Source organism: Stenotrophomonas sp. 22LJNL06-5-1 (assembly GCF_056861455.1).
In genome coordinates this window covers 130,140-149,541 of record NZ_JBSPUE010000009.1, presented here as the reverse complement: position 1 = coordinate 149,541, position 19,402 = coordinate 130,140, and the positions used below count along the sequence as shown (strand labels likewise).

At 67.2% G+C, this 19,402-nt stretch carries 16 protein-coding genes and 1 tRNA gene; 7 read left to right on the top strand and 10 right to left on the bottom strand.

Annotation, left to right across the window (positions count from 1 at the left end):
• Positions 1-193: 193 nt before the first annotated feature.
• From AC13GF_RS18525 to AC13GF_RS18515, 3 genes are all read left to right on the top strand, one after another.
• Positions 194-844: an energy transducer TonB gene (locus AC13GF_RS18525; protein WP_483005586.1), complete on the top strand. Its 651-nt coding sequence runs from the start codon at positions 194-196 to the stop codon at positions 842-844.
• Positions 845-1,035: 191 nt separating this feature from the next.
• Positions 1,036-3,873, top strand: a complete 2,838-nt coding sequence (locus AC13GF_RS18520) for a TonB-dependent receptor (RefSeq protein ID WP_483005585.1) — start codon at positions 1,036-1,038, stop codon at positions 3,871-3,873.
• Positions 3,874-4,011: 138 nt separating this feature from the next.
• Positions 4,012-5,433 carry a basic amino acid/polyamine antiporter gene (locus AC13GF_RS18515; protein WP_483005584.1) on the top strand — a complete coding sequence of 474 codons (1,422 nt, stop codon included), beginning with the start codon at positions 4,012-4,014 and terminating at the stop codon, positions 5,431-5,433.
• A 132-nt stretch (positions 5,434-5,565) separates the two neighbouring features.
• Here AC13GF_RS18515 and AC13GF_RS18510 read toward each other — a convergent pair.
• The 8 genes from AC13GF_RS18510 to AC13GF_RS18475 form a co-directional block, all read right to left on the bottom strand.
• Positions 5,566-5,642 (bottom strand) — tRNA-Asn (locus AC13GF_RS18510).
• Between the two features lie 22 nt (positions 5,643-5,664).
• Positions 5,665-6,135 carry a 23S rRNA (pseudouridine(1915)-N(3))-methyltransferase RlmH gene (rlmH, locus tag AC13GF_RS18505; protein WP_014647944.1) on the bottom strand — a complete coding sequence of 157 codons (471 nt, stop codon included), beginning with the start codon at positions 6,133-6,135 and terminating at the stop codon, positions 5,665-5,667.
• Positions 6,136-6,199: 64 nt separating this feature from the next.
• Positions 6,200-6,610, bottom strand: a complete 411-nt coding sequence (rsfS, locus tag AC13GF_RS18500) for a ribosome silencing factor (RefSeq protein ID WP_005418109.1) — start codon at positions 6,608-6,610, stop codon at positions 6,200-6,202.
• A 58-nt stretch (positions 6,611-6,668) separates the two neighbouring features.
• Entirely contained in the window at positions 6,669-7,334 is a 666-nt protein-coding gene (gene nadD, locus AC13GF_RS18495; protein WP_483005583.1) for a nicotinate-nucleotide adenylyltransferase, read from the bottom strand.
• A 3-nt stretch (positions 7,335-7,337) separates the two neighbouring features.
• Entirely contained in the window at positions 7,338-8,375 is a 1,038-nt protein-coding gene (holA, locus tag AC13GF_RS18490) for a DNA polymerase III subunit delta (RefSeq protein WP_483005582.1), read from the bottom strand.
• A gap of 10 nt (positions 8,376-8,385) precedes the next feature.
• Positions 8,386-8,970, bottom strand: coding sequence for an LPS-assembly lipoprotein LptE (locus tag AC13GF_RS18485; protein ID WP_483005581.1), 585 nt, complete (start codon positions 8,968-8,970; stop codon positions 8,386-8,388).
• A gap of 137 nt (positions 8,971-9,107) precedes the next feature.
• Entirely contained in the window at positions 9,108-11,750 is a 2,643-nt protein-coding gene (leuS, locus tag AC13GF_RS18480; RefSeq protein WP_483005580.1) for a leucine--tRNA ligase, read from the bottom strand.
• Positions 11,751-11,855: 105 nt separating this feature from the next.
• Positions 11,856-12,458: a DUF998 domain-containing protein gene (locus AC13GF_RS18475; RefSeq protein WP_483005579.1), complete on the bottom strand. Its 603-nt coding sequence runs from the start codon at positions 12,456-12,458 to the stop codon at positions 11,856-11,858.
• A gap of 125 nt (positions 12,459-12,583) precedes the next feature.
• Between AC13GF_RS18475 and trxA the strand changes: the two genes are divergently transcribed.
• The 3 genes from trxA to AC13GF_RS18460 all read left to right on the top strand — a co-directional run bounded on the left by trxA (position 12,584) and on the right by AC13GF_RS18460 (position 16,868).
• A complete protein-coding gene (gene trxA, locus AC13GF_RS18470) occupies positions 12,584-13,441 on the top strand; it encodes a thioredoxin (RefSeq protein WP_483005578.1) in 858 nt (285 codons plus the stop codon).
• A 107-nt stretch (positions 13,442-13,548) separates the two neighbouring features.
• Positions 13,549-15,249, top strand: a complete 1,701-nt coding sequence (locus tag AC13GF_RS18465; protein ID WP_483005577.1) for a FecR family protein — start codon at positions 13,549-13,551, stop codon at positions 15,247-15,249.
• Positions 15,246-16,868 carry a CHASE2 domain-containing protein gene (locus AC13GF_RS18460; RefSeq protein ID WP_483005576.1) on the top strand — a complete coding sequence of 541 codons (1,623 nt, stop codon included), beginning with the start codon at positions 15,246-15,248 and terminating at the stop codon, positions 16,866-16,868. Before AC13GF_RS18465 ends, AC13GF_RS18460 begins: the two co-directional genes overlap by 4 nt.
• 52 nt (positions 16,869-16,920) lie before the next feature.
• Here the strand turns inward: AC13GF_RS18460 and AC13GF_RS18455 are convergent, their stop codons facing one another.
• Complete coding sequence (locus AC13GF_RS18455; RefSeq protein WP_483005575.1) at positions 16,921-17,373, bottom strand: REP-associated tyrosine transposase; 453 nt, start codon at positions 17,371-17,373, stop codon at positions 16,921-16,923.
• Positions 17,374-17,596: 223 nt separating this feature from the next.
• On the opposite strand from AC13GF_RS18455, the gene AC13GF_RS18450 reads away from it, so the two are divergent.
• A complete protein-coding gene (locus AC13GF_RS18450) occupies positions 17,597-18,049 on the top strand; it encodes a DUF4442 domain-containing protein (protein WP_010482929.1) in 453 nt (150 codons plus the stop codon).
• Between the two features lie 7 nt (positions 18,050-18,056).
• Here AC13GF_RS18450 and AC13GF_RS18445 read toward each other — a convergent pair whose 3' ends face one another.
• Complete coding sequence (locus tag AC13GF_RS18445) at positions 18,057-19,373, bottom strand: hypothetical protein (protein ID WP_483005574.1); 1,317 nt, start codon at positions 19,371-19,373, stop codon at positions 18,057-18,059.
• Between the last annotated feature and the right edge of the window lie 29 nt (positions 19,374-19,402).

Sequence of the window (19,402 nt, the reverse complement as noted above, 5' to 3'; positions counted from 1 at the left end):
GCGGATCCCGCAGGGGGTCCGCCTTTTTTCATGCCCGCAGCCGGCATTGGCTGAAGGCCAGCCCAACGATCGCCCCCCTGCCTCTAGGCAGTGGCTGCCATGTCGCGCTACTGATGGACTGCCAGCCGCGTGCGGCAACCCCGCCACGGGCCCTGGTGCGTTGAGGACTTCGTCACTGGCATGGAGGTGGACCATGGTTCGTACGTATCCCGTTGCATCCCCGCACTTCGACCCCGCCCGCGTTGCCGCCTGGAGCGCGGCCATCGCCCTGCATCTGTTGGCCTTCCTGTTGCTGCTGATCCCGGCGACCTACCAGGCCGTGCAGGTCCCGCGTGACAAGACCGCGGTCAGGCTGATCGAGAAGATCCCGCCACCGCCCACGCCGCCGGTTCCGATCACGCCGAAAGAGATCGCCCAGGTGATGCCCAAACCCCGGACGCAGCCGGTAGCACCGCCCCTGCCCGCACCTACCGCGACCGTGGAGGAAACCCAGGGCATCGCACTGCCGGCCGCCGAACCGGCCCCGCCCCAGCTCGCACCGAGCATCGATACCGCCACACCACTGGCCGGCGCCCAGCTGCAGTACCGCAGCGCCCCGCCGCCGGCCTACCCGCTGGCGGCACTGCGCAACCGCGAGCAGGGGACGGTGCTGTTGCGGGTAGAGGTGGACACCCACGGGCAGCCAGCGGTGGTCAGCATCGAGCGCAGCAGTGGCTCGCGCAGCCTGGACCAGGCCGCACGCCAGCAGGTGCTCAGGCACTGGCGCTTCGAGCCGGCCCAGCGTGATGGCGTTGCCGTGCCGGCCATCGGCATGGTGCCGGTGCAGTTCTCGCTGCCGGACTGAAGTGATCGCCGGCCCGGCGACCTGCCGGGCCGGCCCTTCCGTCCGGGCGGGTACGGACGGAACAGGATCAACTGTTATCAATTAAGCAAAAATTCACGACTTCGTCACCTGCCGGAAACCTAGATTGGTCCGTCCCGGAATCTTCCGGAGACAGCCCTCAACGCTACGGTTTTCCAGTTAGGAGAGAAGCTGTGAAACACCTGATCCAACGGCCCGCCAGCCGCCGCCGCACCACCCTGGCATCGTCCATCACCCATATCCTTACCGGCGGCACCCTGCTGCTGGTTGGCGCCGTGGCTTCCACCTCCGCTTTCGCGCAGGAGAAGGCCACCAACCTTGACCGCATCACGGTCACCGGTTCGAACATCCCGCGCACCAACACTGAAACACCGTCCCCGGTGCAGGTGGTGACCCGCCAGGAAATCGACCGTACGGGCAAGACCACGGTTGCCGAGTACCTGCAGACCATCACCGCCAATGGCGCCGGCTCGATCCCCAAATCGTTCGGCAACGGCTTCGCCGGCGGTGGTGCCGGCATCTCGCTGCGCGGCCTGGGCGCGGGTTCGACCCTTGTCCTGTTGAATGGCCGCCGCATGGCCACCTACGGCCTGGCCGATGACGGCCAGAAGGTCTTCACCGACCTGAGCACCATCCCGCTCGACGCCGTTGAACGCGTGGAAGTACTGAAGGACGGCGCCTCGGCGATCTATGGCTCCGACGCCATCGCCGGCGTGGTCAACATCATCCTGCGCAGCGATTTCCAGGGCGCGATCCTTCGCGGTTCCTACGGTATGTCCGGCGACAGCGATGGCGATACCAGGAAGGCGACCCTGACCGCCGGTACCGGCGACATGGCCACCGACGGATGGAACGCCTTCTTCAGCCTGGATGTCGGCAAGAGCGACGCGATCAAGATCAGCGACCGCAAGAACCGCAAGTGGATCGGCACCGGCGACACCCGCCAGTGGGGCTATGGCAACAATGCCCAGTTCCTGGGTGGCGCCTTCCTCAGCGGCAAGACCCGCGGCGGCGTTGGTCCGAACGGCTCGGTGTACGACGACCGCAATGTCACCGACACGAATCCGGCCACCCTCGTGCCACTGCCTGGCTGCCAGGGCCTGACCACCATTGGTGGCCAGACCGACGCCTCGGTCGCCGCGCAGGGCTGCCTGTGGGATCCGGCACAGCTGTATCGCGACATCTCGCCGGAAGAGAAGTACGTCAATGTGTTCGGCCGCGCCAGCTTCGCATTCGGTGAAGGTGGCGAAATCTACACCGAGATCGGCTACTCGAAGAAGGAAACCACCTTCAGCAACACGCCGTCCGCCGCGTCCGGCGGCTGGGGTTATCCCGGCGGCCCGGTCAATGGCAACAGCGGCCCGGGCGCCGTGGTACTTGGCCCCAATCATCCTGACCGGCCTGCCGGCCTCGGTACTGGCCCGTTGCGCCTGCGCTATAGCGCCTGGGACGTCGGCCCCCGCGTGACCGACAACACCAACGAGTTCAACCGTTTCCTGGTCGGCGTCAAGGGCAACTGGGGTGATTGGAGCTACGACACCGCCTACCTGCACTCGGGCACCGACCTGGTCAACGAGCGCACCGGCTTCCTGCGCTACAGCGCGGTGAAGTGTGCGCTGGGTGATGCGAACTGTGCCGGTGGCGTATGGCGCATTGGCGACAACGCCAACCTGAACTCCCAGGCGTTGTATGACTACATCTCGCCGAAGATCAGTGCACGCGCCAAGTCCAGCCTGGACATGTTCGACTTCACCGTGTCGCGCAGCCTGATGGACCTGAAGGGTGGCCCGCTGGGCCTGGCGATCGGTACCGAGTGGCGCAAGACCAGCAACAGCCTGACCCCGCAGACCTACACCGACACGGGTGACATCATCGGGCTGGGCTACTCGGCCTATGACGGCACGCAGAACGTGTACGCCGGTTACGTCGAACTGTCGGCACCGGTGCTGGAGCAGTTGGAACTGTCCGCTGCACTGCGCTACGACAAGTATGAGAGCGGTGAAGGCAAGGCCACGCCGAAGCTGGGTGTGAAGTGGACGCCGGCCGACTGGATCGCCCTGCGCGCCAGCTACGCCGAAGGCTTCCGTGCGCCGAACCCGGCCGAGAACGGCGACGGTGGCCTGGCCGCCTTCTCCACGGCCTCGGATCCGATCCGTTGCCCGGACGGTGAAAACCCGGCCCCGGGTGCTTCGCCGGACGACTGCGGCTCGCAGTCGGTTGCGATCATCACCCGCCCGAACAAGGACCTGAAGCCGGAAGAGTCGAAGAGCTACTCGGTGGGTATCGTGCTGCAGCCCACCCGCTCCACCTCGCTGACCGTCGATGCCTGGGAAATCAAGCGCACCAACGAGATCGCCCAGGGCGATACCGATGACGCGATCCGGGCTGGCAACGTCCTGCGCGACAACAACCTGCTCAACGGCGTCGCCGGTACCGGCAGCATCCTGGCCGTCAACACCGCCTACATCAACGCCAGTTCCTCGCGCGTTCGCGGTATCGACACCGACATCCGCCAGACCTTCGACATCGGCCCGGGCCAGCTGGAGATGGATCTGCAGTGGAGCCACCTGCTGAAGTTCGAGCGCACCAGCGGTACCAGCACCGATGACTTCCTGGGCACGCACGGCAACTGCGACGTGACCAACTGCATCGGCACGCCGAAGGACCGCATCAACTTCGGTACCACCTGGAAGCAGGGCCCGTGGAGTGTCAGCGGCGTGGCGAACTACATCTCCAGCATGGAAAACACCGACAAGCGCGGCGGCAAGTACCAGTTCTTCTATGCCGACGGCTCGCCGGTGAAGAAGATCTCTTCGTTCACCACCTTCGACCTTTCCGGCCGCTGGGCAATCACCGAAGCGTTCGAGCTGAATGCTTCGGTCGAGAACGTCTTCGACCGCATTGCTCCGCTGGATCCGCTGACCTATGGCGGCGTGAACTACAACCCGATGCACTTCAGTGGTGCCATCGGTCGCTACTTCACCGTCGGTGCCAAGTACACCTTCAAGTAATACAGGCAACACGCTTCAACGCATCAGCTTCGAAGGCCCGGGCAGCTGCCCGGGCCTTCGTCGTTCCGCACCTTGCAGGCATGTTCACGAGCACAGGGCTACCGTGTGCACGCGGCATCACCGCCGCAGGGGATCTCCATGGCCGCGACATCGCAGCGCCTGGGCCTGCCCGCGTTGACTGCACTGGTGGTCGGCTCGATGGTCGGCGCCGGCATCTTTTCATTGCCGCAGAACGTGGCGCGCAGCGCCGGCCCGGCCGCCGCGCTGATCGGCTGGGCCCTGAGCGGCGCGGGCATGCTGATGCTGGCCTTCGTGTTCCAGGCCCTGGCCAACCGCCGGCCTGATCTCGATACCGGCATCTACGCATACGCGCGCGAAGGCTTCGGCAACTACATCGGCTTCTCCGCTGCGTGGGGTTATTGGGTTGCCTCGGTGCTCGGCAACGCCAGCTTCTTCGTGCTGATCTTCAGTGGCCTTGGCCACTTCATGCCCGTGTTCAGCGAAGGCAATACCCCGGCCGCCGTGGCCGCATCCTCATTGCTGTTATGGACAGTGCACCTGTTGGTGCTGCGTGGCCTGCGTACTGCAGCCATCGTCAACGGCCTGGTGACCGTGGCCAAGCTGCTGCCCATCGCGCTGTTCCTGATCCTGGCCGCCGGCGCGTTCCGCATGGACGTGTTCCACGCCGATTTCCTCGGCACGCCTGCACTCGGCGACCTTGGCCAACAGCTGCGCGGCATGATGCTGGTGACCGTGTGGGTGTTCATCGGCATCGAAGGCGCCAGCATCTATTCGCGGCGCGCGGCACGCCGCGCCGACGTGGGTCGCGCCACGGTGATCGGCTTCCTTGGCGTGTGGCTGCTGCTGGTGCTGGTCAGCCTGTTGTCGATGGGCGTGCTGTCGCAGGCCGAACTGGCCGGACTGCCCAATCCGTCGACGGCCTATGTGCTGCGCGCCATTGTCGGCGAATGGGGCGCGACGGTGATCATCATCGGTTCGATCATCTCCGTTCTCGGTGCATTGTTGGCCTGGGTGCTGCTGTGCGCCGAAGTGCTCTATGCCGCCGCAGGTGACGGCACCATGCCCGCCTTCCTGGGCCGTGAGAACGCGCGCGGCGTGCCGGCCAATGCACTGTGGTTGAGCAACGGCCTGATCCAGTTGTTCCTGCTGCTGGTGCTGGTCAATTCCGGCAGCTACACCGGGCTGGTGCTGCTGGCCGCGTCGATGAGCCTGGTGCCCTACTTCCTGTCCACAGCATTCGGCGTGCAGCTGGCCTGGCGCGGGCAGGCCTACGCCGGTGAGCCGGGTGTGCGCTGGCGCGATTTCGGGGTGGCACTGCTGGCCAGTGCGTATGCGCTGTGGCTGGTGTATGCCGGTGGCCTGGACAATCTATTGCTGTCGGTATTGCTGTACGTGCCCGGTGTGGTGTTGTTCGCGGTGACCCGGTACCAACGCGGCGAACAGGTATTCTCGCGTTGGGAGTGGGTGCTGTTCGGTGCGATCCTGATCGTGGCGATCGCCACGTTGGTGGCGTTCTGGCGAGGTAATCTCACACTGTAGAGCCGAGCCCACGCTCGGCTGGTTCATCCGCAGCAGCCGAGCATGGCTTGGCTCCACAACAGCGGTCGAGCAAGCTCGACTCTACAAAGACGCAAAAAAAAACCTGCATCTTGCGATGCAGGTTTTTCAAGGTGGCGCCCGAAGTTGGACTCGAACCAACGACCCCCTGATTAACAGTCAAGTGCTCTAACCGGCTGAGCTATTCGGGCAGACGACTAGTATAACCACTCTTCACGCGCGATGGTAGGGGTGATTGGCAATCATTGCGGCAGCCCGATACAGCTGCTCGGCCACCACCAGGCGCACCAGCATGTGCGGCAGCGTCAGCGGTCCGATCGACCACTTCTCGTCGGCCAGCGCGGATACTTCCGGCGAATGCCCTTCCGGGCCACCGATCAGGAACGCCAGGTCCCTGCCCTGCCCGCGCCAGTGTTCCAGGCGCTGTGCCAGCTGTTCGGAACTGAGCTGGCGGCCCGGCACATCCAGCGCCACCACATAGGCATTCTTCGGCAGCGCAGCGATCACCCGCTTGCCTTCCTCTTCAGTGGCGCGGCGTGGATCACGCCCCTTGCCACGAAGGCCGGGCTCGATTTCCACCAGCTCGAACGGCAGCCAGTGCGACAACCGCTTCTGGTACTCGGCGAAGCCCTGCGCCACCCAGCTGGGGGCACGTTCACCGGTGGCGATCAGGCGGGCTTTCATCAACGGTCCTCCAAAACGTCGACGGCGCCATCGGCGCCGTCGAAGGGATGCATCAACGTGTGGCTCAGGCCACTTCGTCGTCGCTGGACGGCGGCTGGTCGCCGACGGTCCACAGGCGCTCGAGGGCGTAGAACTCACGCACGCGCGGCAGCATCACATGGACGATCACGTCGCCCAGATCGACCAGCACCCACTCGGCTTCGCGCTCGCCTTCCACGCCCAGCGGCATCACGTCGATGTTCTTGGCGAAGCGCACGACTTCATCGGCAATCGACTTGACGTGGCGGGTCGAGGTGCCCGAAACGACGATCATGTAGTCGGCAACGCTGGACCGGCCGCGCACGTCGATCTCGACCAGGTCCTTGGCCTTCAGGTCTTCGGTGGCTTGGCGGACGCTGGCCAGCAGTTCCGGCACGGACGGCGGCGGGCTGGGCAGATCGACCTTGATGGTCTGGGGCTGGGTCTGGTTGCTCAAAGTGGATCGACTCGATAAACGTGGGGGCGATTATACGGGGATGGCGCCGCTGCGCCATTCACGGCCTGGCCGGGCGGTACAGCCCGTGTGCAGCCACATAGTCCGCCACGCCAGGTGGCAGCAGGGCGCGCCAGGGGCCACCGGCGGCGATCTGCGAGCGCACGGCGCTGGCCGATTCCTCGCGCAATGGGTGGTGCAGGCGCAGGATGCGCCCGGCCGGGCTGGCGAACAGGGCCTGTTCGCTGTCGGCCCAGCGCCCTTCCAGCGCCCGGCCCAGCTCGCCATCCACCGCAACCTGCAATGGGCTGCCCGGGCGCTCCGCCACCACGAAATGAGCCAGCCCGAACAGCGCCTCCCATTCGTGCCAGCGGGACAGGCCAAGCAGGCTGTCGGCGCCGACCAGCCAGGCCAGCGGCCGGCTCGGACCCAGCTCGCCGCGCAGCTCGCGCAGGGTGTCCACGGTGTAGGACGGCCGACCAGGGAAGCGCACCGCGCGATCCAGCTCGCGGCGGTCCAGCAGCAGGCCCGGTTCGTCGCCGATGGCCAGCGACAGCATGGTACAGCGCTGCTCGGCCGTAGCGCCGGGCACGGCACGGTGCGGCGGATCGGCGGCCGGCAGCATGCGCACGGCAACCTGCAGTTCGTCACGGGCAGCCCGCGCGATCGCCAGGTGCCCGAGGTGCACCGGATCGAAGGTGCCCCCGTAGTAGATCCGCAGGCTCATTGCTCAGGCCCGCGCCAGCAGGCGCACGGCACGTGGTTCGGCCACAGCCACCAGCAGGCGCTCCAGCGCCAGCCAGGCATCACCGTCGGCGCGACCCTTGGCGATGCGGTCAACCAGCCCGGCTTCGGCCACGAAGCGTTCCCAGCGCTTGCTTTCCGGATGCCGCTGCAGCGCGCGCTTGTACGGCGCCTGCCGCGATTCCCAGATGCCACGCGATTTCATTTCGGCGGCCAGGTTGCCGCCACGGGCCTGTACCCGGGCCAGGCCAGCACCGGCCAGCAGCTCGCGGATCACCATCGGCATCAGCGCAGCCACCGCCTCACCCTCGCCGCGCAGGCCGGCCAGCATGCGCAGCACCGCAGGCGGTTGCCCGGAGAACGTCGCCTCCACCAGCCGGAACACGTCATAGCGGGCGGCATCGGCCACCAGCGACTCCATGCGCTCTGCATCCAGCGGCTGGCCATCGGCCAACAGCGCCAGCTTGTCGATTTCCTGGGCGGCAGCCAGCAGGTTGCCTTCCACCCGCTCGGCCAGGCGCTGCACGGCGGCCGGGTCCGCGCGCAGGCCCTTGCCACGCAGGCGGCGCTCGATCCAGTCCGGCAATTCGTGCGGCTTGATCGCCCACGCCACCGACAGCACGCCGATGCGGTTGACTGCCTCGGCCCACTTGCCCTGGTGGGCCTTGCTCCATTCGTTGGCGGTGATCATCAGCACCACGTCCGGCGCCGGATTGGCGCAGAACTGGCTGATCACCTCGGCACCGTCTTTGCCCGGCTTGCCGCTGGGCAGCCGTACCTCGACCAGGCGACGGGCGCTGAACAGGCTGGGCGCATTGAAACTGGCGTCGAGCTGGTTCCAGTCGAAATCACGCCCATCGGCGTCGAACACCTCACGTTCGCCGATGCCGGCGGCGCGTGCCCGCGCGCGGATGGCGTCGGCCGCCTCCAGTACGCGCAGGGTTTCCGGGCCGGCAATCAGGTAGACCGGCGCCAGCGCGGTATCAGCGCCCTGGCTGGCCAGCTGCTCCGGACGCAGTTCCATGCGTCGCGGCTCAGTGCTTGGCTGCGGGGACCGGCTCGGCCGGTACCGCGTCTTCGATCGGCTTGTTCTTCGGCGCCGACAGGCTGCCGCCCTTCTCGATCTCGGCACGCACCACGCTGTCGATGCGGCGGATGATCGAGGCGGACATTTCCCGGCGCAGTTCATTGGCCAGGATTTCACGTTCGGTGGTGGTACCGGTGGCGTCGGTCGGCGGCGACACGTAGTCGCGCGACAGCTCGATCACCTGCTGCGGCACCAGCTCGCTGCCGTCTTCGCGACGGAAGATGAAGATCACCGCGTAGCGCAGGCTGTATTCCTGCGCACGGCCCTGCGAGTCGATGGCGATCGGCAGGTCGCCCCAACGCTCGGACAGTACCTGCAACTGGGCACTGGGCTCCTTGCTGTCCTCATCTGCCAGCCTGGCGCCGGAGGCCAGCAGGCTGCGGTTGAGCAGCTTGACCAGTTCGCTGTACGGCGCAGTGGAAACCACCTTCACCGGTGCCGTGTCGGTCGGCAGCATCAGCTTGTTGCGCAGATGGAAACCGCAGCCGGCAAGGCCGAGGACAAGAACGAGGGCAAGCAGGATTCGGGTCATGGAGACAGTCTGGCGGAGCCGGGCGATCACGGCAACACACAGCGTGCCCGAAGCCGCGTGAATGCAGGGCCATCAAACGCCTGGCCCTGCACCGGAATGGCACCGGCCACCACATGGGTGGCCGGTGCGGGGGTACTTCAGGCGACGACGATGTTCACGATCTTGCCCGGCACGATGATGATCTTGCGCACCGTCAGGCCTTCCATGAACTTGGCCGCGTTGGGCTCGGCCAGGGCCAGTGCCTCGACCTGCTCGCGCGCGGCGTCGGCCGCCACGTCGATGGTGCCACGCAGCTTGCCGTTGACCTGCACGGCCAGAGTCAGCGCATCACGCACCAGCGCACCGGCATCGGCCTGCGGGAACGGCTGGTCTTCCAGCAGGGTCTCGCCGTGGCCCAGCACCTGCCACAGGGCATGGCTGGCGTGCGGGGTGATCGGGTTGAGCAGCAGCACGATGGCCTGCAGCGCTTCCTGGCGCACCGCGCGCCCCTGCGCGCTGCCGTCCTCGAACTTGGCCAGCGCGTTCATCAGTTCCATCACCGCGGCAATGGCGGTGTTGAAGCTGTGGCGGCGGCCATAGTCGTCACCGACCTTGCCGATGGTCTCGTGGGTCTTGCGGCGCAGTGCCTTCTGGTTGGCATCCAGTGCTGCCACATCCAGCGCCGGAGCGGCACCATCGGCAGCATGCTTCTGCACCTGGGCCCACAGGCGACGCAGGAAGCGGGCCATGCCGTCCACGCCGGCTTCGTTCCACTCCAGCGACTGTTCCGGCGGCGCGGCGAACATCGAGAACAGGCGCACGGTGTCGGCGCCGTACTTGTCGACCATCGCCTGCGGGTCCACGCCGTTGTTCTTCGACTTGGACATCTTCTCGGTGCCACCGACCACCACCGGCTGGCCGTCGGCGATCAGGGTCGCGCCGGTGATGCGGCCGCGCTCGTCGCGCTGCACTTCCACGTCGGCCGGGTTGATCCAGTCCTTCGAGCCGTCCGGGTTCGGGCGGTAATAGGTTTCAGCAATCACCATGCCCTGGCACAGCAGGTTGCGCGCCGGTTCGTTGCTGTCCACCATCCGCGCGTCGCGCAGCAGCTTGTGGTAGAAGCGGAAATACATCAGGTGCAGGATCGCGTGCTCGATGCCACCGATGTACTGGTCCACCGGCAGCCAGTAGTTGCCGCGCTTGTCGACGGCGTCACGGGCACCCGGCGAGGTGTAGCGGGCGTAGTACCAGCTCGACTCCATGAAGGTGTCGAAGGTATCGGTCTCGCGCTCGGCCGCACCGCCACAGTCCGGGCAGGTGGTCTTGCGCCATTCCGGATCGGTCTTGATCGGCGAACCGGTACCCGAGAACGCCACGTCCTCCGGCAGCACCACCGGCAGCTGTTCTTCCGGCACCGGCACCGCACCGCACTTGGCGCAGTAGATCACCGGAATCGGGCAGCCCCAGTAGCGCTGGCGGCTCACGCCCCAGTCGCGCAGGCGGTAGTTGACGCGACGCTGGCCCTGGGCCTTGCGCTCGAATCGTTCGGCCAGGGCTTCGAAGGCACCCTGGAAATCCAGGCCATCGAACTCGGCCGAGTTGACCAGCTCGAAGGCACGGTTCTTGTCGCTGTACCAGTCCTGCCAGCGGCTGCCATCCCAGGTGCGCTCTTCTTCGGTGCGCGCATCCTTCAGCGCGATCACCTGCTTGATCGGCAGGCCGTACTTGTTGGCCACTTCATTATCGCGCTGGTCATGACCCGGCACGGCCATCACCGCACCGGTGCCGTAGCCCATCAGCACGAAGTTGGCGACCCACACCGGTACCGGCTCACCGGTGACCGGATGCAGCGCACGCAGGCCGGTGTCCATGCCGCGCTTTTCCTGGGTTTCCAGTTCCGCCTCGGACACGCCACCCTGCTTCAGGTCGGCCAGCATCGCAGCCAGTTCCGGGTTGTTCTTCGCCGCATGCAGGGCCAGCGGATGTTCGGCGGCGATCGACACGAAGGTCACGCCCATCACGGTATCCGGACGGGTGGTGAACACGCGCAGCGGATCCAGCACGCCGCCGTCCACGTCACGTACGTCGAACTGGATTTCCAGGCCCTCGGAGCGGCCGATCCAGTTGCGCTGCATGGTCTTGACCGAATCCGGCCAGCCGTCCAGCTCGTCCAGGCCGTCCAGCAGCTCCTGGGCGTAATCGGTGATGCGCAGGAACCACTGCGGGATCTCGCGCTTCTCGACCAGGGCGCCGGAGCGCCAGCCGCGGCCGTCGATCACCTGCTCGTTGGCCAGCACGGTCTGGTCGACCGGATCCCAGTTCACCACCGCATTACGGCGGTAGGCCAGGCCCTTGCGCATCAGGCGGGTGAACATGCGCTGCTCGTGGACGTAGTAGTCCGGACGGCAGGTAGCGAATTCGCGCGACCAGTCAACGGCATAGCCCATGGCCTTGAACTGGCCACGCATGTGCTCAATGTTCTTGTAGGTCCAGGCCGCCGGTGCGGTCTTGTTCTTGATCGCGGCGTTTTCCGCCGGCAGGCCGAACGCGTCCCAGCCCATCGGCTGCAGCACGTTGTGGCCGGTCATGCGCTTGTAGCGGCTGATCACGTCGCCGATCGTGTAGTTGCGCACGTGGCCCATGTGCAGCGCACCGGACGGGTACGGAAGCATCGACAGGCAGTAGTACTTCGGCTTGTCCGAAGTCTCGTCGACTTCGAAGGCACGGGTGGCGTCCCAGTACTGCTGGGCGGCGGATTCAACCTGCTGCGGGTCGTAGGCGTTGGTTTCAGCGCTGGTCATGGAACACGCGGATGCGGCGGCAAAGCGGTACAGCGTACCGCAGTGCGGCAAACGTCTCCAATCCCGCCTGCTGAAGGCAGGCTCCGCCAGCGCCCGCGCCCGGTCTCAGCGCGGCCGCGACAACGGCAGGGCCAGGGCCAGCCAAGCCGCCCAGCAGGCGAACGCAAGCCGTTGTGCCAGCGGCGCCGGCAGCACGCCCTGCAGGGCAAACGCCGCCAGCGCGGCCAACACGCCACAGGCGAGCGCCACGGCGCCCAGCGCGCGGCCATGCGCCTGGCGCAACTGCGACGTGCCCAGCAACAGGGTCCCGGCGACAAAACCCAGCACCCAGATCATCCAGGCGCTGGCATGCAACTGGCTGGCCGGCCCGTGCAGGTCATCCACATCCAGCGGCAGCAGCCCCATCGCGGCGAACGCCAATCCGGCCAGCAGCAGCATCTGGCTGCCCACCCGCGGCGCCCAGCCGGCGGTTGCCGGCAGCCCACGGCGCAGGCACTCGGCCACAGCCACCGCCAGCAGGCCCGGCAGCACGAAGCCCAACAGATTGAAGGCCAGTGCATGCGGCACCCCCTGTGCGCCCAGCAGCGCTACCGGGTGGCGCGCCTGCGCGTAGCCGTCCAGGCCGGCGCCGAAACCGAGCACCGCCAGCACGAACAGCAGCGCGGCGACCAGGCCAGACAGGCGCAGCAACGGGGACAGGGACGACATGCAGGCTCCGGAAAGAACGGCGACAGGAAGCCTGCATTGTCAGGCATTTACTACAGCCCGGGTTGAGACCGGCATCGATCGTCACCATAGAATCGGTCTCCAGACGCCAAACGATGCTTCCCCCCATGACCGAGACGACCTACGTATTCGACGCCACCACTGCGACCTTCGAGGCCGAAGTCCTGCAGAAGTCGCTGCAGACGCCGGTGCTGGTCGACTTCTGGGCCACCTGGTGCGGGCCGTGCAAGACCCTGGGGCCGATGCTGGAAAAGCTGGCCGCCGAGTACAACGGCGCCTTCGAACTGGCCAAGGTCGACGTCGACAAGGAACAGCAGATCGCCGCCGCCTTCCAGATCCGCTCGGTGCCGACCGTGTTCCTGGTCAAGGGCGGCCAGCTGGTGGACGGCTTCCCGGGGGCCATCCCGGAAGGCCAGCTGCGTGAATTCCTGGCCCAGCACGGCATCGTGCCGGCCGACATCGGCGACGCCGTCGCCGAAGACGAAGCGCCGCTGGACCCGCAGGCGCAGGTGGATGTGCTGCGCGCGCAGATCGCCGCCGAGCCGGACAAGGACGAGCTGAAGCTCGACCTGGCGCTGGCCCTGCTGCAGATCGGTGGCGTGGATGAAGCCGGCCTCCTGATCGATGGCCTGCCCGCCAACCTGGCCACCGACGACCGTGCCGTGCGTGCACGCGCCCGGCTGGCCTTCGCTTCGGCCCTGAAGGACGCCCCGGCCGCTGAAGTGCTGGACGCCCGCATCGCCGCCAATGGCAAGGACCTCAAGGCACGCCACCTTCGCGGCGTGCAGCTGCTGCTCGGTGGCCACGACGAAGCCGCGCTGGCCCAGTTCCTGGAAATGCTGCGGATCGACCGCACGTTCGAGGACGGACTGCCGCGCAAGGCCCTGATCGACGCCTTCAATGTGATCTCCGACGAGGACCTTGTCGGCCAGTACCGCCGCCGGATGGCCTCCCTGCTGTTCTGAACGGAAACCCACTTCGTTCAGAATCCCTGCACTGAACGCGGGCAATAATGCGCGGGATGGCGGCCGTACGGCCGCCACGATCCGTTCGGGGGGATGAGGTCGGGGCCATGGGGTCTTGCAGCTGCGCCCCCGCATTGCCGGGATTGCAAACTGTGACCTTCGTCCGCTCGCTGTCGTTCGCCATGCGCTTCCAGGGCGCGCTGCTCTGCGCTCTTCTCTTCCTGCCGGCCATCGCCGCCGCCCAGGACTGGAACTACCGGGTCCGTCCCGGCGATACCCTGTGGGATCTGGGAGGCCTGTACCTCAAGCCCACGGTGCGCTGGCAGCAGCTGCAACAGCACAACCGCATCGACAACCCCTACCAGCTGCCGCCGGGCCAGCTGCTGCGCTTCCCGATCAGCTGGCTGCGCATCGAACCGGCACCTGCCCGCGTGCTGTCGGTGCGCGGCAAGGTGGAACTGTCCGGCGCCGATGGCAGCGCCACGCGCGCGATACTCGCCGGGGAACAACTTCGCATCGGTGACACCGTGCAGACCGAAGGCGACTCCAGCGTCACGCTTGAATTCGCCGACGCCTCGCGCCTGCAGCTGCGCGAATATTCCCGGCTGCGCCTGGACCAGCTCAGCCGCTACGGCCACACCGGCATGGTCGATACCCGCCTGCGCCTGCAGCAGGGCCGCGCCAGCAACCGGGTGACACCTGCCCGTGGCCCGGCCTCGCGCTACATCATCGATGCACCTACAGCGACCAGCAGCGTGCGCGGTACCGTATTCCGGGTCAGCGCCGGTGACACCGGCCACGTAGCTGCCACCGAAGTGCTGCAGGGCAAGGTGCAGGTCGGCAACACCCACGGCAAGCGCCTGGTCCAGCCTGGACAGGCCAGCCGCAGCAGCAGCGCCGATGCGGCACCGGACGCCGTGTCCGCCCTTCTTCCAGCGCCGCAGCTGCGCAGCGATGACCTGCGCCTGGCGCCCCTGCCGACCCTGCTCGCCTGGGACCCGGTCGACGGCGCCGCGCGCTACCGTGTGGAAGTGGTGCAGGCAGCGACGCCGGAAATCCTGCTGTTTGCCGCCACCACCGCCGACACCCGGCTGGCGATCGGTGACCTGCCCCCCGGCCAGCTGCGCATCCTGTTGCGCGCCGTGGATGCACAGGGGGTGGAAGGCCTCGACGCCAGCGCCGATTTCGAACTCAGCGACCAGCCCCCGCCGCCGCTCACCGTGGCCCCCCTGCATGGGCAGACCGTCAACAGCGACCGCCCGCGCTTCCGTTGGAGCCAGGCGCCGGGCGCGCGCAGCAGCGTGCTGCAGATCGCCGCCGAGCCGAGCTTCGTGCAGCCGCTGCAGGAACAGAGCACCCAAGGCACCGACCTGCGCCTGGCGCAGCCGCTGCCGCCCGGCGAATACTTCTGGCGGGTGGCGTCGCGCGATGGCAACGGCCACCAGGGCCGCTACGGCCAGGCCCTGCCCCTGCAACTGAGCAATGAACCGGTCGACCCTGCCCTGCAGCCGCCTGAAGCCGCGCATGGCGAGCTGACCCTGCGCTGGCAAGCCGGCAGCGAAGGCCAGCAGTACCGGGTGCAGGTGGACCGCCGTGGCGACTTCAGGTCCCCCCTGGTCGACCAGACCGTGAGCGAGCCGCAGGTCAGCTTCAAGCGGCCGTGGAGCGGCACTCTGCATGTGCGTGTGCAGTACATCGACGACGACGGTCATGCGGGTGAGTACTCGCCGGCCCAGCAGATCAAGCTGCCCTGCCGCCTGTGCTACGGCGCCGGTGGCGGCGCCCTGCTGTTGTTGCTGTTGTTATGAGGCGCTCGCCGCTGCCGTGGTCGAAGCGGATCCTGCTGGCACTGCTGGCCGGCGCGCTGACGGTGATCGCCAGCCAGGGCCAGTGGCTGTGGCGGCAGGACGAAGCTGCCTATGACGCGATGGTCGGCAACTGGGACTACCGCCCCGACCCCAGCGTACTGATCGTGGCCATCGACGAGGGCAGCCTGCAGCGCATCGGCCAATGGCCCTGGCCCCGCTCGATCCATGCCCGCCTGCTGGACCGGCTGACCGACGCCGGTGCCGAGCGCGTCGCACTGGACCTGATGCTGTCCGAACCTGACCGACGCGACAGCCGCCAGGACGATGAGCTGGCCGCAGCGATCCGCCGCAATGGCCGGGTGGTGCTGCCGGTGCTCGCGGCGCCTGCCGCCGGCGACCGCATGGCCGAGGAAATGCTGCCGATTCCGCAGATCGCAGCCAGTGCAGCGGCCATCGGCCATACCGATGTGGAAGTGGATGGCGATGGCGTCGCACGCGGTGTGTATCTGCATGCAGGCATCGGCCAGGCTCATTGGCCGGCACTGGGCCTGGCGCTGGCCGACCTGCCGCCGGGCGCGGTGCACGGCCTGCCCGACCCCGATCCGGAGATCGGTTCGCCCTACCAATGGCGGCGCAACGACTACGTGCGCGTGCGCTATGCCGGACCGCCCGAGCGCCTGCCGCAGGTGTCCTATGCCGACGTGCTGGATGGCCACGTGGACATGGCGATGCTGCATGGCCGCCGCATCGTGGTGGGCATGACCGCCAGCGGCATCGCACCGCGGCTGCTGACCCCGACCACCCGCGAGTTCTGGATGAGCGGCAGTGAGTACCAGGCCAACATCGCTTCGATGCTGCTGCAGCACAAGCAGATCGATCTGCTGCCACGCCTCTGGCAGCACGCCATCAGCGGCGTGCTGGTGGCGATGTGCGTGATCCTGCTCGGCCTGCGCCTGCCATGGCTCGCGGCGCTGTGCTCGCTGCCGCTTCCAGCGCTGCTCAGCTGGTTGCTGTTGCGCGCCGGCGACCTGTGGTGGGCACCGGCCAGCGCGATGCTGGGCATCCTGCTGGTGCTGCTGGCCTGGGCGACCTGGCGAGTCTCGGCCTGGCACCGCCTGGCCAACCGCGATGCGCTGACCGGTCTCGGCAATCGCCTGCGTTTCGAGCAGTCGCTGCAACAGGAATGCGATGCCGCGCGACGCAGTGGCAAATCCCTGAGCCTCGCGCTGATCGACGTTGACCATTTCAAGCGCCACAACGACCGTCACGGGCATCAGGTCGGCGACCGCGTGCTGCGCGATGTCGCCCGCCTGATCGGTGCGCATGCGCGACGTCCACGCGACATGGCCGCGCGCTACGGTGGCGATGAGTTCGCACTGGTACTGCCGGATACCCCGGCCGAGGGCGCGCGCCAGGTCATCGAGGACCTGATCGCCTGCGTGCGTGCACTGCCGGCGCCCGGTGACGGCAGCGAAGCCGGCGTCACCCTCACCATCGGCGTGTTCACCCGCGTACCCGACGGCACGCTGCAACCGCACCATTTCGTCGAAGGCGCCGACACCGCGTTGTACCAGGCCAAGGCCAACGGCCGCGACGGGTATGTGATCGACGGCGCATGACGCAGGACATGCACACCGCCTGTAGAGTCGAGCTTGCTCGACTGCCTCCGCCTCATTCCAGCGGCCAGCGACACCACGCAAGCGGATAGTCTCCCAGCCGCGATGTCAGGCCCGCGCGCACGGGGTTGGCCAGTACATACAGTGACTGTTGCCGAACATCCTCCTCATTCCGGATCAGATGATCGTAGTAGCCCCGCTGCCACACCGGCCGTCCTTCATCGGAGTGCGCATTGACTGCAATGGCCACTCTGGACTTCAGTGACTGCATGCATCGCCCCAGGGTTCCTTGACGCAGCTGCATGACCCAGTGCAGATGATCGGGCATTACCACCCAGGCAAATGATCGCGTGAGTCCACGGCGGTCACTGTCACGAAGGCCGTCCATCAGGGTCGCCGCGTGTCGCGTATCTGCAAAGATGCGTCGACGACCCGCAGTGACAGTGGTGACTACGTAGAAACATCCGATTGCGGAAAATCGGCCGCGCAACAAGGCAGGGCTGGGCATGTAAACAGCATGGGCCGGGGACCGAGCCGTACCCATCGGGAAAACCCTGAAATAGCTATCGGATGGCGTCGAGCATATTCGCTGCTGCCCCTGAAAGCAGTCGAGCAAGCTCGACTCTACAATTCGCCGGACCACGCCCGAATCGTGCGGACGCTCGCCCGGAGTGCAACATACGCATGCGAATGGTTAGACTGGACGCCTCACCCTGCGCCCCCGGACCCGCATGAACGCCCGCCTGTTCCGCTTCGGTATCAATCTCTGGCCGCCGTTCCTGTTCACCGGCATCCACGTCACCCGCATCACGCCGGACTACCGGCAGATCGATGTCGAACTGCGCCTGCGGCCATGGAACCGCAACTACGTCGGCACCCACTTCGGCGGCAGCCTGTTCGCGATGACCGATCCGTTCTGGATGCTCGGCCTGCTGCACATCCTTGGCCGCGACTACTACGTGTGGGACCGCGCCGGCGCCATCGACTTCCTCAAGCCGGGCCGTGGCATCGTGCGGACGTCGTTCCGCATCGACGACGCGCTGCTGGACGAACTGCGCGCCGAAGCGGCCAGTGGCGAGAAGGTGCTGCGCTGGTTCAGCAACGACGTGATCGATGAGAGCGGCGAAGTGGTCGCCCAGGTGCGCAAGCAGGTCTACCTGCGGTTGAAGCCACACGCACGCTGAGCGCGCCTCAATCGCGCGCCAACGCAGTCGAAGCTGGCTCCGCCTGCAGCGGTACCGACAGCCACGGGTTCTCATCAGCGCTGCGCGCTGGAGAGCGCCGCGGCACCTGCAGATGGCGGCCATCGGCGGACAGCTGCGGCGACCGCACCGGCGAGCGGAACTTCGCCGGCAACCGCTGCAGCGCCTCTGCCGGGTCTTCCGCCTGCTGCCGCAACCAGCGCTGCGCGCCCAGCAGGCGCAGCGTTGCCGCCGCATCCTGGGACCGTGACGAATACGCGGGATAGACCGGCGCGGCGATCTCGGTCAGCACGCACCCCATCACATTGGACAGGCAACCGAAATCCCGCTGCGGCGGCGCCTGTACCGGCAGCGGCCGATCGGCCTCCAGCGCGGCCATGGCGGCTGCGCCACAGGCCCAGCCAAGATTGCCGGCCACGCGCGCCAACGTGCTGCTCCGATCCAGCACCAGGACGCCACCAGATTCCTGGGCCGAGGACTCGATCGCCGCCCGGCTCATCGCATACTCGCCCTGCATGGCACGGCACAGGCTCTGTTCCTCGGCCCGCAACGGCTGCATGGCCTGTTCGCACTCGGCCGGCAAGGGGTGGTCGGCAGGCAGTTCGACCAGCATGTCGGCCAGCAGCTGGGCATTGGCCTGCACCAGGCTGGCACCGATGATGCTCTCGACCAGATAGCTGCCGCCGGGCACCAGCCGCCGGCCCAGCTGCAGGCCACGGCAGGCACCACGCAGGGCACCGTCGATGTCACCCTGCACATAGTCCAGCGCGCGTGCACTGGTGGCGTCCATCACCACGCCATAGGTCGGCAACGGGACCTGAATGCCCTCGCCCTTCGGCTGGAACGGCGACACGAAGTAGTCCGCTTCGGCGAGCTGATCCAGCCGCGCATGCAGCTGCTGGTGCCCGGCGTGGGCCTCCACGAAGCGTTGCGGGTCCGCGCGGACCTGGGCAAGGCAGCCACTGGCGGCCGGCCCGCAACTGGCCCCGGGCCGCGAGTGCAGCTCGGCATGGTTGGCCACCAGGTGTGTCTGGCCGCTGCTTCCGCCATGTGCATCGGCTTCCCAGCGCCGTACATCCTCGGCCAGCGCCTGCTCGCGCTGCCGGGCATCCAGATCGTCGAACGGCAGCGTCCACAAGAGGGCATAACCGTTGTGGCCGGTCGCCGGCAGGCGTGCTTCCAGTCGCTGCTGCGCCTGCAGCCGCGATTCCGGCACGGGCCACATGCGCGAGGCGCACCACACCACGATGGCCAGCACCAGCAGGCCTGCAAGGGTCCAGCCCAGTCCGCGCAGAATCTTCAACACAGCTTCCCTTCCATGTGCCGTTGCCGCAG